The sequence below is a fragment of the Paenibacillus sp. SSG-1 genome (assembly GCF_002224835.1).
GTDB classification, from domain to species: Bacteria; Bacillota; Bacilli; order Paenibacillales; family Paenibacillaceae; genus Paenibacillus_AQ; species Paenibacillus_AQ favisporus.
Genome location: NZ_MBRK01000001.1, coordinates 3,177,930 through 3,192,036, shown reverse-complemented (window position 1 = coordinate 3,192,036; position 14,107 = coordinate 3,177,930). Strand labels below are relative to the sequence as shown.

Annotated in this window: 12 protein-coding genes; 11 read left to right on the top strand and 1 reads right to left on the bottom strand. The window is 52.1% G+C overall.

Annotated elements, in window-relative coordinates; translation table 11 throughout:
- The first annotated feature begins 148 nt into the window (after positions 1-148).
- From BCV73_RS14760 to BCV73_RS14745, 4 genes are all read left to right on the top strand, one after another.
- A complete protein-coding gene (locus tag BCV73_RS14760; protein WP_076164526.1) occupies positions 149-1,060 on the top strand; it encodes an SDR family oxidoreductase in 912 nt (303 codons plus the stop codon).
- Positions 1,061-1,273: 213 nt separating this feature from the next.
- Positions 1,274-1,837, top strand: coding sequence for a TetR/AcrR family transcriptional regulator (locus BCV73_RS14755; protein ID WP_076169224.1), 564 nt, complete (start codon positions 1,274-1,276; stop codon positions 1,835-1,837).
- Positions 1,838-2,342: 505 nt separating this feature from the next.
- Positions 2,343-3,224: an oxidoreductase gene (locus BCV73_RS14750; protein WP_089547700.1), complete on the top strand. Its 882-nt coding sequence runs from the start codon at positions 2,343-2,345 to the stop codon at positions 3,222-3,224.
- 39 nt (positions 3,225-3,263) lie between these two features.
- Positions 3,264-3,593, top strand: a complete 330-nt coding sequence (locus BCV73_RS14745) for an antibiotic biosynthesis monooxygenase family protein (protein WP_089547699.1) — start codon at positions 3,264-3,266, stop codon at positions 3,591-3,593.
- 64 nt (positions 3,594-3,657) lie between these two features.
- Here BCV73_RS14745 and BCV73_RS14740 read toward each other — a convergent pair whose 3' ends face one another.
- Positions 3,658-4,533 (bottom strand): LysR family transcriptional regulator, encoded by an 876-nt coding sequence (locus BCV73_RS14740; protein ID WP_089547698.1) that lies wholly within the window; start codon positions 4,531-4,533, stop codon positions 3,658-3,660.
- A gap of 169 nt (positions 4,534-4,702) precedes the next feature.
- Here BCV73_RS14740 and BCV73_RS14735 point away from each other — a divergent pair, with 169 nt between their 5' ends.
- From BCV73_RS14735 to narI, 7 genes are all read left to right on the top strand, one after another.
- Positions 4,703-5,497: an SDR family oxidoreductase gene (locus BCV73_RS14735; RefSeq protein ID WP_089547697.1), complete on the top strand. Its 795-nt coding sequence runs from the start codon at positions 4,703-4,705 to the stop codon at positions 5,495-5,497.
- A gap of 118 nt (positions 5,498-5,615) precedes the next feature.
- The gene (locus BCV73_RS14730; protein WP_179232002.1) at positions 5,616-6,269 is read left to right on the top strand and encodes a glycosyltransferase; all 654 of its coding nucleotides are present in this window, start codon (positions 5,616-5,618) and stop codon (positions 6,267-6,269) included.
- Between the two features lie 216 nt (positions 6,270-6,485).
- Entirely contained in the window at positions 6,486-7,187 is a 702-nt protein-coding gene (ric, locus tag BCV73_RS14725) for an iron-sulfur cluster repair di-iron protein (RefSeq protein ID WP_089547695.1), read from the top strand.
- A 457-nt stretch (positions 7,188-7,644) separates the two neighbouring features.
- The gene (locus BCV73_RS14720; RefSeq protein WP_089547694.1) at positions 7,645-11,319 is read left to right on the top strand and encodes a nitrate reductase subunit alpha; all 3,675 of its coding nucleotides are present in this window, start codon (positions 7,645-7,647) and stop codon (positions 11,317-11,319) included.
- Positions 11,309-12,844, top strand: a complete 1,536-nt coding sequence (gene narH, locus BCV73_RS14715; protein WP_089547693.1) for a nitrate reductase subunit beta — start codon at positions 11,309-11,311, stop codon at positions 12,842-12,844. The genes BCV73_RS14720 and narH overlap by 11 nt, the downstream gene beginning before the upstream one ends.
- A complete protein-coding gene (narJ, locus tag BCV73_RS14710) occupies positions 12,837-13,415 on the top strand; it encodes a nitrate reductase molybdenum cofactor assembly chaperone (RefSeq protein ID WP_089547692.1) in 579 nt (192 codons plus the stop codon). Before narH ends, narJ begins: the two co-directional genes overlap by 8 nt.
- Positions 13,402-14,094 (top strand): respiratory nitrate reductase subunit gamma, encoded by a 693-nt coding sequence (narI, locus tag BCV73_RS14705; protein WP_089547691.1) that lies wholly within the window; start codon positions 13,402-13,404, stop codon positions 14,092-14,094. Before narJ ends, narI begins: the two co-directional genes overlap by 14 nt.
- Positions 14,095-14,107: the final 13 nt, after the last annotated feature.

Sequence of the window (14,107 nt, the reverse complement as noted above, 5' to 3'; positions counted from 1 at the left end):
TTTTTGGCCGAATGTTATGATGTCTTCCTGGCGACAATGTAGTTCGTCTCATGCGAAATTCTCCTTTTATATACGACAAGGTTTGACGTAATTGGGATATATCATGGACATTGAACATTAGATCAACGATAGGAGAGTGATTCGTCATATGAAACCACTACGTGGAAAAGTTGCTTTGGTCGCTGGAGCAACACGAGGCGCCGGCAGAGGCATTGCTGTCGAATTAGGGGCAGCGGGGGCAACCGTATACGTCACAGGAAGAACGACGCGCCAACAACGATCCGAATACAACCGTCCTGAAACGATTGAGGAAACGGCAGAACTGGTAACTGCTGCGGGAGGACAAGGAATAGCCGTTCAAGTCGATCATCTCCAGCCTGAACAGGTCCAGGCCCTTATCGCCCGTATTGAAAAAGAACAGGGAAGATTGGATGTTCTGGTCAATGACGTATGGGGCGCTGAAAATTTGGCAGACTGGAATGTGCCTGTATGGGACCACTCCCTTGAACGTGGATTTCGTATGCTTCGCCTTGGCATCGACACGCATTTGATTACAAGCCACTTTGCACTGCCGTTGTTGATCAGAAATAAGAACGGGCTGGTGGTCGAAATGACGGATGGTACCGCTGAGTACAATTATAAAAATTACCGCATATCGATGTTCTATGATTTAGTCAAGAACTCAGTCATTCGTATGGCACAATCACTTGCGCATGAACTCGCACCCTATCAGTGTACCGCGGTGGCCATGACGCCGGGTTGGATGCGTTCTGAAATCATGCTGGATCATTTCGGTGTGAAGGAAGAAAACTGGCGTGATGCTGCCGAAAAGGAACCCCATTTCATCATATCGGAATCTCCGCGTTATGTAGGCCGTGCGGTTGCAGCATTAGCTGGCGATCCGGAAGCTGCCCGGTGGAATGGGAAGTCTTTGTCAAGCGGTCAGCTCGCAAAAGTCTATGGTTTCACGGACCTCGACGGTTCGCAGCCAGACTGCTGGCGGTACCTTGTAGAAGTTCAGGAGGCAGGCAAACCAGCAGATGCCTCTGGATATCGATAATCGCTGTTAGTTTGATGTCAAGAAAAGCACACTTTAAGAGCCGCATAAACTGCGGCCTTTTTTTCGTTTAACAATATGAGGAATCTCGGATATCCGACATACATCTTGACCCTTCTCGGCAATCATGTCATGCCGCACAACATCGTTATTAGGTGGTGTGAACTTGACATCTCCCTCAAGCCCGTACTAATGTTGTTTCAAGAGGTGGAATACATGAGCAAGAAGCAGGACATAATGGCGGCCACGCTGGATTTGATCCATGAAGAGGGGCTGCAGTCGGTAACCTTTTCCAAAATATTTAAGAAAGCCAACGTAGGTTCCGGCACGGTATATAACTATTTTGCCAATAAAGAAGAGTTGGTGAATGCGGTTTACAAAGAAGCGCGGACACATATGGGGGAGTACCTCCTTCGCGGTTATAACCCGGATGCCAGTCTGTATGAACGATTTAAATGCTTGCAGCTGAACAGGTTGAAGTTCGGCATCGATTCACCCAAAGAGTTTCTGTTTATCGACAGCTTTTCCTTCTCCCCGTATATTTCGCCGGAGCTGCGGAACATGGGCGATGCCCTCCATTCGAGTGACGTGGTCATTTCTTTGATCGTTGAGGGTCAGAAGCAGGGAATCATGAAAGAGATGGACCCCCATTTATGCCATCAGCTCATCCATGGGATCATTTCTTCCATCGTGAAAGGGTACTATATTCAGAAATATCCATTAGACGAGGTCCAGGTTCAGCAAGTGCTGGAAGCCTCATGGAAAGCTATACTCGTGTAGAAACAGCCTTTTTGGACGCTGCGGTCCTTAAAAGGCTGTTTTCATGTTGTCTTGACTCCTCCGATTCATGAATTTCTTATCAAATATAACTTCAGCTGCCCTCATCTGTTATCCACATCGGCTCTTTTTGGGGACTTTACCGTGTCGTTTCCGGCGAACACAAAGTGCTGAGAATCGGAATGTATATTCCAATCTGGGCAATATCAGTACTTTGAAACCAAAACACTTGATTGGAATTTATATTCCATATTTCTTATTTTCCTTATCTACTATGTGGATTGTAATACAATAAAACAGGGGAATGATCCAGCCTTCCACACTTTAAGAACTTACCGTTCATCATGTTTACAGAACAATTTCAGTGATCTAACCTTCGGATTGTAAATAGAGTCAAACTTGTTCGAATGGAATGTATATTCCAAAAACTCTTGACTTACGAAAATGTCTGAGTTATATTTGTTTTGGAACAAACATTCCAAACCTATGTTGAGGAGGCATTTTTGATATGAGTAAAGTTTGGCTGATTACAGGCAGTTCCCGGGGATTTGGACGCAGTCTTGCAGAAGCGGTACTGGCAAAAGGAGATCAGTTGGTGGCAACAGCCCGCAATACAGAACAAATCGCCGATCTTGCAGCACGATATGGCAGCCAAGTCCACATCGTTGAGCTGGATGTAACCCGGTTCGAGCAGGCTGAGGCTGCCGTGCAAGCCGCCTTCGAAACGTTTGGGCGTTTGGATGTACTTGTGAATAATGCGGGATACGGCAATATCTCTTCGATTGAACAAACTCCGATGGATGACTTCCGGGCTCAATTGGAAACGAACCTGTGGGGTGTTATTAACGTAACGAAAGCAGCGCTGCCGCACCTGAGAGAGCAGGGTCACGGACATATTGTCCAGTTCTCCTCGATCGGCGGCCGCATCGGCGCGCCCGGTCTAGGACCATACCAAACGGCAAAATGGGCGGTAGAGGGCTTCTCTGAGGTGCTTTCCAAAGAAGTTGGCCCCCTTGGTGTAAAGGTTACGCTGATCGAACCGGGCGGTTTTCGTACCGATTGGGCAGGTTCATCAATGAAGCATATCGAGCCTATCGACGATTATAAGGACACGGTCGGTAACCATTTGAAGCATGCCCGGGAGACTACCGGCAGGGAGAACGGTGATCCGGATAAAGCTGCGCAAGCGATCATTTCTATTGTTAATGAAGATAACCCGCCGCTCCGCTTACTGCTTGGAAGCGATGCCGTTGCGATTGCGAACGCGGTGGATAAGGGCAAATTGGAAGAAACCAAGCGTTGGGAGAAACTAAGCCTGTCCACGGACTACCGGGCAAAAGAATTGGATCCGGAGGTTTCGCGCATGATTCAAGCGCTTCCGGAGTCATGATATAAGCGAATCCACTTATAACAACAGGGAGTTGACATCTTGACTCAAATATCATGGAATAACCAGGTTCTGACACTGATCAATGTATTTACCGTTGATCCGGCAAATCAGGAACGGCTGATCAAACTGCTGACCGACGCAACGAATGTTTCCGTCCGACACGCCCCAGGATTTATAACATGTATTCTCCATCGAGGTACGGATGGAACGAAGGTTACGATGTATTCCCAATGGAGAAGCGCAGAGGATTATCAAGCCATGCGAAATGACCCTAGGCCGCTTCCGTATCTGCAGGAAGCTTTGAAAATAGCGAAGTTTGAGCCGGGGATGTACGAAATTGTCACGACATTTGAAGCAGTCGGCGAATAAAAGACGATAAAAAAGATACCGTGCACATCGCGGTATCTTTTTTCTGATCCATCAACAACGTCCTTCACTTGGATGCTGTATCCATATACTCAATAAACCTCTTGGCAGCTGGCGATAAATAGCGGTCTTTTCGCCACTTCAGTCCGACTTCCCAATCCCAGCCTTCCTCCTGAATAGGGATCCATACCAGACCGTCTAACATAAGCCCTAATGTTTGCGGCAGCACCGACACGCCCAGACCCGCTTTAATAAAACCAGCCACGGTAATCAAATCTTCGGCGTCATAAGTGGAGGCCAGTTCAAAATTCGTATGCTGAAAACGGGAGGTGATGGTCGCCTTAAGGCCGCAATTTTTCTTGAGTCCCACAAAAGGCTCACCGGATAATTCAAACAAGCTTAGGCTGGAGCGGCTTGCAAAGGGGTGAACTGCGGAAACAACGATAAACAGCGGTAATTTGCGGATCACAATCCACTCATGATTGTCCAGCGTCGTTTCCCTCGAAGTGATCATCATGTCCGCCGTACCCTTATCCAAATACTCATCGATATCCCCGTGATCTCCTTGGTACAGTTCAAAACGGACCTGGGGATGATGAACCTGGTAATCCCGAACCATAGAAGGGACCAAATCCACGCCCAAAATATTCAAATAGGAGATGTGAATCACACCCGTTTCGGGATTGGACCACTCCTCAATTTCCTGTATGCCGTTTTGGATGTTGTTCAAGGCCGTCTCAACCCATCTGCCGAACATTTTTCCATAGCGATTTAATTCGACATTCCGGCCGTTTCGCTCGAAAAGGGGAACTCCCAGTTCGGTCTCCAGCTTGGCAATCGCGTGGCTTAAGGCTGGTTGCGTAATATTCAATGCCTTCGAAGCCATCGTCATATGCTGCAGCCGGGCAACGGTTAAAAAGTATTCGAGTTGTGTCAGCTCCATCTTGGCACCCGCTTATATAAATTTTATTCATAAATTTAATGAAAACTATAAATTAGACGCTGAGGTCCGTCAAGCTTACAATAAGGTTGTTCTCAGGGGACGTTCACTGTACCAAGCGGCGTTCTTGATTTCTAACCAACCCAATCATTTATGCTCAGGAGGAAACAACATGGCTGTAACTTATGCAAATCCAATGACGGAATATCAAGGCAAAAAAGTGCTGGTAACCGGCGGTACAAAAGGGATGGGGGAAGCTATCGCAAAAAGATTTGCATCGGCTGGTGCTGAGGTAATGACAACAGCGCGTTCTGTGCCAGCGGACCTTGCTGATCCGGAACGGTTCGTGGAAGCTGATTTATCCTCAATGGAAGGAACGGCAAAGGTCGTCGAAGCCGTTAAAGAGCGGTTCGGCACGATCGATATCGTCGTCAATAACGTCGGGGGGAGCAGCACACCTCCGGGAGGTTTTCTTGCGGCAAGTGACGAACATTGGCTCGAAGCACTAAACTTGAATCTTTTGGCTGCTGTACGCTTGGATCGGGGACTGCTCCCGTTGATGCTCGAAAAAAGGAAGGGAGTCATCATCCATATCTCATCCATCCAGCGGGTATTGCCCCTGGTTGAATCTACAATTCCTTATGCAGCTGCAAAGGCGGCACTAAGCAACTACAGCAAAAGCCTTTCAAAAGAATTCTCTCCACAAGGCATTCGTGTAAACCGCGTTGCTCCCGGCTTTATTCAAACGACTGCAGCAGACGCGATGATGGAGAATATCGCACAGGTAACAGGCAGCTTCGAAAGCGCACTCCAATCGGTCATGGATGCATTGGGAGGAATTCCCGTTGGACGACCTGGATTTCCGGAAGAGGTTGGCGAACTTGTCGCTTTTCTGGCGTCAGAACGTGCCGCCTCAATTACGGGCGCTGAATATGTCATTGATGGAGGAACTGTCCCTACCGTCTAATTAGAAGGAATCAACGAAGCAATCAGAAATGAAGCTGCTCCTCTGTATAAAATCGGGTATTTTTTATCCATATTAAGACAGCCTGATATATTCCAAACGTATAGAGGAGCAGATAACAGTGAAAAACAAACGGCTTAAGGCTTTACTTATAACCTTGACGCTTATTTTCAGCGTGATTCAGATCGCAGCACCTGCACAAGCCAGGGTGGATGGGAAGAAGAATTCGGTTTGTATCAGCCCTAAAATGGTGCAGCTGAAAACCGATATGCAGAAAGCTTGGATCGACCATACCATTTGGACGAGAAGTTATATTGTCAGCGCCATTTCGAACCGTCCGGATCAGCAGGACGTATTGGATCGGCTCCTGCGGAACCAGCAGGACATCGGAAATGTGATCAAACCCTATTACGGGGAAGCTGCCGGTAATAAGCTGGCTGAGATTCTCAGAGAACATATTCTCATTGCAGGGAAAATTGTCGCCGCCGCCAAAGCGGGTAACCAGGCGGATGTGCAAAAGCTAGAAGCGGATTGGCATCGTAACGCCGACGATATCGCCAAATTTTTAAGCGCTGCGAATCCGAATTGGTCGTTTAAAGAGCTGCAGGATATGCTGTACACGCACCTTCAGCTGATCACGGAAATCGTCCTTGACTGCCTCAAGGGAGACTGGAAAGCGGATATCGCGGCAACCGACAAAAACGAGATCCATATGATTCATTTGGCGGACATCCTGACAGAAGGCATTGTTAAACAGTTTCCCGAGAAATTTTAAACAACCTAAACAGGCGATGCAAATCAATTTAGCTTTTCATATCCTCCGTTCGGGAGGGTGTGGGAAGCTTTTTTTCTGCCGTGGATGTTTTCACATTTCGTTTGCTTTTGGTATGACTGGAATCACAAGGCAGGCTTCGAAGATTCCTTATACTGGGGCTGTAAATGATTTCTGCATCAAGATATCGGAATGAATCCACTACAGGAGGTCCTTTCAATGAGTCAATTAACGCTTCAAACGCACGTTGCCGACATCGTCACAGCCGTACCGCAGTCAGCCGATCTGTTCCGCGCATTGCGCATCGATTTTTGCTGCGGAGGCAAAATCCCTCTGGAGGAAGCAGCGATTACACGGAAGCTCGATTCCAGCGCGGTTCTGGAACAGATCCGGACACTGGAGACGAAAATGGCGGAGTATCAGGACAGCCGGCCGGGAGATCTGGCGGAACCGGAGCTGATCGAATACATTCAGAACAAGCATCACGCTTTTTTGCGCGAAGAACTTCCCGCGTTAACGCCTTATGTGACAAAGCTGGCCCGCGTCCATGGAGAACGTCATCCGGAGCTGCTGCGGGTGCAGGAATTATTCGCGGATTTGAAAAGTGAACTGCAGGAGCATACGGAGGACGAAGATCACAACGTATTTCCGCAGATCCTGAAATCTATGGCGAATCCGAATCCGCAGCATTTGGCGGAACTTCGGCCGCTGCTGTCCGGGCTGGAGGAGGAGCATGAGCAGGCTGGAAATCTGCTGAAAGAGCTGCGGGAAGTAACCGGCGATTTCGCCCTCCCGGCAGATGCCTGCGGCACGTATCGGCTTGTCTACCAGCGGCTTGGACTGCTGGAAAAGGACACCTTCGAGCACATCCATTTGGAAAATAACGTGCTGTTCGAGCGGATTCGCGAGCGGTGCAGCTGATCCGGATAACGGTAGTTTAGAAGCCCCTTTCTTCACAAGGTGAAGAGGGGGCTTTTTTTGTGGGGGGAAGATCTTTAAGGTTTTCGCTTTCGTAACTGTATCTCCAAACAGGGAATGGATTCGGGGTGGAAAGTTTACGTGCCGCCTTTGAATCCGTGTTCCTACATCCCTATCAAATCTAGGGAACGCGGATTTAGGCAGCGGCTGGAACCCGGAATCCATCCACACACCATGGACAAGTGTAGAAGGTACCTCCCGAGTTTTAAAATAGCCTTTGTACTCCACAAAAGGCAAGCTCCAGCTCCCTTCCTCCAACCAACCAAGGGATTTCTCGCCCCGATATAGGAGTTTCCCTGATACCAAACGCAGCAGCAGACTCTCATAATTAAGTCATACGAATGGACGACACATTGATTCCCCGATCATGGTCATTCACGTAAAGGAGTTGAACCGTCCTATGAAACGGAAGAAGGGACTGAAGTTCTTCAAACGATTGGAAAGCTATTCGGACAACTGGTCCGTTCTTGAAGAGAAAAGCCGGGACTGGGAGGACATGTACCGCAAGCGCTGGTCCCATGACAAAGTCGTGCGCACGACGCACGGCGTTAACTGTACAGGCTCCTGCAGCTGGAAGGTGTTTGTAAAAAACGGCATCATCACCTGGGAAAATCAGCAGATCGATTATCCGTCCTGCGGACCCGATATGCCGGAATTCGAGCCGCGCGGCTGTCCGCGCGGAGCCTCGTTCTCCTGGTACGAATACAGCCCGCTCCGCGTGAAATATCCGTATATGCGCGGCAAGCTGTGGCACATGTGGAATGAAGCGCTGAACCAGCATGGCGACCCGGTCGCAGCCTGGGCCAGCATCGTGGAAGACCCCGAAAAAGCAAGAACCTACAAAAAAGCGCGCGGCAAAGGCGGTCATGTACGCGTCTCTTGGGCGGATGCGACCAAGCTGATCTCCGCGCAGCTGATCTATACGATCCGCAAATACGGACCGGACCGCATTGCCGGCTTCACCCCGATTCCGGCCATGTCGATGATCAGCTACGCATCGGGAGCGAGATTCATTTCCCTGCTCGGAGGCGAAATGCTGAGCTTTTACGACTGGTATGCCGACCTGCCGCCGGCTTCCCCGCAAATTTGGGGCGAGCAAACCGACGTGCCGGAATCCAGTGATTGGTACAATGCCGGCTACTTGATCATGTGGGGCTCGAACGTGCCTTTAACGCGGACGCCGGACGCACACTTTATGACGGAAGTGCGCTACAAAGGCACGAAGGTCGTATCGGTAGCGCCGGATTATGCGGAGAACGTCAAGTTCGCCGATAACTGGCTTGCCCCGAATCCGGGAACGGATGCGGCGGTCGCTCAGGCGATGACGCATGTCATTTTGAAAGAGTTTTATCAAGATCGTCAGGAACCGATGTTCCTGAATTACGCCAAGCAGTATACAGACATGCCGTTCCTTCTTCTGCTGGATGAGCATGAGGGCAGATATAAGGCCGGTCGATTCCTGCGCTCAAGCGATCTGGGTGATACGACCCCGCATGCGGAGTGGAAGCCGGTGATTTACGACGAAAACAAAAATGAAATCACGGTCCCGAACGGTACGATGGGACAGCGCTGGGAGCCAGGCAAGAAGTGGAACCTGATGCTGGAACGCGAGGACGGATCGGTCATTGCGCCAGCGCTTTCCGTGGAATCCCTGGGAGCAGAGCGGCAGACGATTTGCTTCCCGTTCTTCGACAATAACGCCAACGGCACGTTCGAACGCCAAATCCCGGCGAAGAAGATTCAGCTCGCCGACGGGACCGAACGCTTCGTGGCAACGGTATACGACCTGATGTTAAGCCAATACGGTATTGTCTCAACCGACAGCGAGTCACAGGGGGGCGGATACGACGATGCGGATTCCTTCTACACCCCGGCCTGGCAGGAAAAGATTACCGGCGTGAAGGCTTCAATCGTCGTGCAGATTGCCAGGGAATTCGCGCAAAACGCGCTGGATACCGGCGGCCGTTCCATGATCATCATGGGCGCGGGCATCAACCACTGGTTCAACAGCGACACGATCTACCGCTCGATTCTGAACCTGGTCATTTTGACGGCTTCCCAAGGCGTGAACGGCGGCGGCTGGGCACATTACGTCGGCCAGGAAAAATGCCGCCCGATCGAGGGTTGGTCCACAATCGCCTTCGCCAAAGACTGGCAGGGGCCGCCGCGGCAGCAAAATGCGACGTCGTTCTTTTATTTTGCGACCGACCAGTGGAAGTACGAAGAAATGGGTGCCGATTCCTTGAAATCGCCTACGGGCGGGGACATCCGTTACCAGCATCCGGCGGATTATAACGTCCTTGCCGCGAGACTCGGCTGGCTGCCGTCCTATCCGCAGTTCAACAAGAACAGCCTGGCGTTCGCGGAGGAAGCGGCCAGCCATGGGAAGACGACCAACGAGGAGATCGTGAAGCATGCGTTAACGCAAATCGTCTCTGGAGATACCAAGTTCGCCGCCGAAGATCCCGATGCGCCGGAAAACTTCCCGAGATCGCTGTTCGTATGGCGCTCGAACCTCATATCCAGCTCCGCAAAAGGGCAGGAGTATTTCATGAAGCATTTGCTTGGCGCTTCGGACAGCCTGCTCTCGACGCCGAACGAAGACGAGAAGCCGGAAGAAATGGTGTGGCGCGAAGACGTGGAAGGCAAACTGGACCTGCTGGTCGCGCTCGACTTCCGGATGACCTCGACGCCGATGTATGCCGACGTGGTGCTGCCGGCAGCGACCTGGTACGAGAAAACCGACCTGTCCTCCACCGACATGCATCCATTCGTCCATCCGTTCAATCCGGCGGTGGATCCGCTGTGGGAATCGCGCTCGGACTGGGACATTTACCGGACGGTTGCACAAACCTTCTCGGAGATGGCCAAAACGCATCTTCCCGGCGTATATAAGGACCTCGTGGCCAGCCCGCTGGCGCATGATTCGATCAGCGAAATCGCCCAGCCATACGGCAGGGTGCTCGATTGGCGCAAAGGCGAGATCGAAGCGGTTCCGGGTAAAACGATGCCGAACCTGACCGTTGTCGAACGCGACTATACGAAAATTTACGATAAATTCGTGACGCTCGGCCCGAGCCTGGCGGCAGGCAAAATCGGGGCGCACGGCGTCAGCTTCTCGGTGGCCGAGGAGTACGAAGAGCTGAAGCGCATGAACGGAAGCTATGACGACGACACGATCAAAAACGGCCTGCCAAAGCTGCATACCGCCAGAAATGCGGCGGACGCCATTCTTCATATCTCTTCGGCGACGAACGGCAAAGTATCACAGCGTGCCTGGGAGTCGGCGGAGAATGACACCGGCATGAGCCTGAAAGACATCTCCGCGGACCGCGCGGCGGAGCGCATCACGTTCCAGAGCATCACGGCCCAGCCGCGGGAAGTCATCCCGACGCCGGTGTTCAGCGGCTCGAACAAAATGGGGAGAAGATATTCGCCGTTCACGACGAACATCGAGCGGCATGTGCCCTTCCGGACGCTGACGGGCAGACAGCATTTCTATATCGATCACGAAATTTTCCTGCAATTCGGCGAAGCGCTGCCGGTCTATAAGCCGACGCTGCCGCCGATGGTATTCGGTCCGCGCGACAAACAGATTACCGGCGGTAAAGACACACTCGTGCTCCGCTATCTGACGCCGCACGGCAAATGGAACATCCACAGCACATACCAGGATAACCTGCACATGCTGACGCTGTTCCGCGGCGGGCCGACGGTATGGATCAACAATGACGATGCGGCGGCAAACGACATCCAGGACAACGATTGGCTGGAAGTCTACAACCGCAACGGCGTCGTCACCGCCCGTGCCGTCGTCAGCCACCGGATGCCGAAAGGCACGATGTACATGTATCATGCGCAGGATAAGCACATCAACGTGCCAGGCTCGGAAATCACGAAGGACCGCGGCGGCAGTCACAACGCACCGACGCGAATTCACGTGAAGCCGACCCAGATGGTCGGAGGTTACGCCCAGCTCAGCTATGGATTCAATTACTACGGACCGATCGGCAATCAGCGGGATGTGTATGTGGCTGTCCGCAAAATGAAAGAGGTGAATTGGCTTGAAGATTAAAGCGCAAGTCGCCATGGTCATGAATTTGGATAAATGCATCGGCTGCCATACGTGCAGTGTCACCTGCAAGAGCACCTGGACGAACCGTCCTGGCGCGGAATATATGTGGTTCAACAATGTGGAAACGAAGCCGGGCGTCGGCTACCCGGTACGCTGGGAGGACCAGGAGAAATACAAGGGAGGCTGGACGCTGAAAAAGGGCAAGCTGCAGCTGAAATCCGGCAGCAAGCTGTCCAAAATCGCGCTCGGCAAAATTTTCTACAATCCCGATATGCCGGAAATGAAGGATTACTACGAGCCATGGACCTATAACTATGAGCATCTGACCAACTCCGGTGAGAAGAAGCATCAGCCTGTGGCCCGCCCGAAATCGGCGGTGACCGGCGAAACGATGAACCTGGAATGGGGCCCGAACTGGGAGGATGATCTGGCAGGCGCCCATGTAACGGGTCCGAAGGATCCGAATATCGAAAAGATCGAGGAAGAGATCAAGTTCAACTTCGAGCAGACGTTCATGATGTATTTGCCCCGCTTGTGCGAGCACTGCCTGAACCCCAGCTGTGTGGCGTCCTGCCCCTCGGGCGCAATGTACAAGCGGGACGAGGACGGCATCGTGCTCGTGGACCAGGAAGCTTGCCGCGGCTGGCGCTACTGCATGACCGGCTGCCCATACAAGAAGGTGTACTTTAACTGGAAAACGAACAAGGCCGAGAAATGCACCTTCTGTTTTCCAAGAATCGAAGCAGGGCTGCCGACGGTATGCTCGGAGACCTGCACCGGCCGCATCCGGTATTTGGGTGTGATGCTGTATGACGCCGACCGCGTGCAGGAAGCGGCCTCAACGCCGGATGAAAAGGATCTGTACCAGGCGCAATGCAGCCTGTTCCTTGATCCGCATGATCCGGCGGTGATCGAGCAGGCGCGCAAAGACGGACTGTCCGAGGAATGGATCGAGGCAGCCCAAAACTCGCCGGTCTATAAACTCGCCATCGAATACAAGCTGGCCTTCCCGCTTCATCCGGAGTACCGGACGCTGCCGATGGTATGGTACGTGCCGCCGCTCAGCCCGATCATGAACTACTTTGAAGGCAGGGATTCGATCGAAAATCCGGACATGATCTTCCCGGCCATCGAGGAGATGCGCACGCCGATTCAGTACCTCGCCAACCTGCTGACGGCAGGGGATACGACGACGGTGAAGGATGCTCTGCAGAAGATGGCAATGATGCGCTCCTACATGCGGGCCCAGTCGTCCGGAGCCGAATTTGACGAAGCGCGGCTGGCACGGGTCGGCCTGACGGCAGGTCAAATGAAGCAGATGTACCGGCTGCTTGCCATTGCCAAATACGATGACCGGTTTGTTGTACCGACATCGCACAAAGAAAGCCATATGGATGTGTACCGCTCCCAAGGCCTCGAAGGCTTCAGCATGGGATGCAGCGGCTGCGGACCGGTAAGCCCACAGGGCAAAACCGGCAAGGAACTGTACGAAGAAAATTTCTATGGGGGGATCTGGCGTGATTAATCTCGAAAAGCTGCAGAGCCATCAAACCGTATTCGGTTTTTTCGCTCAAATGCTGACTTACCCGGAGAAGCTGGATTTCCACCCGTCCGTGCTGGCGGAGTCGCTGGACTCCAAACATCCGGCCTATCCTTCGGTCCGTACTTTCTGGGACCTGATGCATGAATACAGCATGGAGCAGATCGAGGAGATGTACGTTCAGACGTTCGATTTTCAGAAAAAAACGACCTTGTACATGACCTTCCATAAATTTGAGGACAGCCGGGACCGGGGACAAATGCTGGCCAAGCTAAAGGAAACGTATCAGCTGTTCGGTCTCGATATCGCCGGATCCGAGCTGTCCGATTACCTGCCACTCATGTGCGAATTCGTCTATGCGGCCAACTGGCAGGGGCATGAAAAGCAAGCGGCAGAGAGCCTGGATCTCATGCTGGCGGTCATGGAGGACGGCACCTACCATCTGCTGAAGGCGCTGGAGAAGTCCGGCAGTCCGTACGCTCATCTGATCCGCGGCCTGCGCGAAACATTTAAAGCATGTATCCAGCAGGAAACGGAGGCGCATGAGCATGATTAACCAGTTTCTATGGGTCATATTCCCCTATGTGTGCTTCGCGGTGTTTGTCGTCGGACATATTTACCGGTACCGTACCGACCAGTTCAACTGGACGGCCAAGTCCAGTGAGTTTATCGAGAAAAAGCAGCTGAGGGTGGGCAGCCTGATGTTCCATCTGGGCATCATCCCCGTGATCGGAGGCCATGTCGTCGGCCTGGTCATTCCCCAATCGTGGTTGGAAGCGGCGGGAGTCAGCGACCATATGTACCATATCGGCGCGGTATATATCGGCAGCGCCTTTGGCCTGCTGACCTTGGGTGGCATGATTCTGCTGACCTCGCGCCGGTTCACGATCCGTCATGTCCGCCGGCTCAGCTCCGCGTCGGACATGATCGTCAATGTGCTGCTGCTGTTCATCGTCTTCATGGGCATGTACAGTACGCTGGTGACGAACGCTGTCCAGCCGGAGTTCAACTACCGGGAGAGCACTTCTGTCTGGTTCCGGGATTTGTTTATGCTGCGCCCGGATGCGGCGCTGATGGTAAATGTGCCGCTGTCGTTCAAGATTCACATTCTGGCCGGATTCGGGATTTTCGCGCTGTGGCCGTTTACCCGGCTCGTGCACGTATGGAGCGTTCCGTTGAATTATGTAGGCAGAAGATATATCCTTTATAGGAAGCACCGCAATTATGAATCGTAGACCAAAGAAGGCG

Coding starts and splice junctions, on each gene's coding strand:
- BCV73_RS14760 (WP_076164526.1), top strand. CDS start 149: ATGAAACCACTACGTGGAAAAGTTGCTTTGGTCGCTGGAGCAACACGA.
- BCV73_RS14755 (WP_076169224.1), top strand. CDS start 1,274: ATGAGCAAGAAGCAGGACATAATGGCGGCCACGCTGGATTTGATCCAT.
- BCV73_RS14750 (WP_089547700.1), top strand. CDS start 2,343: ATGAGTAAAGTTTGGCTGATTACAGGCAGTTCCCGGGGATTTGGACGC.
- BCV73_RS14740 (WP_089547698.1), bottom strand. CDS start 4,533: ATGGAGCTGACACAACTCGAATACTTTTTAACCGTTGCCCGGCTGCAG.
- BCV73_RS14735 (WP_089547697.1), top strand. CDS start 4,703: ATGGCTGTAACTTATGCAAATCCAATGACGGAATATCAAGGCAAAAAA.
- ric (WP_089547695.1), top strand. CDS start 6,486: ATGAGTCAATTAACGCTTCAAACGCACGTTGCCGACATCGTCACAGCC.
- BCV73_RS14720 (WP_089547694.1), top strand. CDS start 7,645: ATGAAACGGAAGAAGGGACTGAAGTTCTTCAAACGATTGGAAAGCTAT.
- narI (WP_089547691.1), top strand. CDS start 13,402: ATGAGCATGATTAACCAGTTTCTATGGGTCATATTCCCCTATGTGTGC.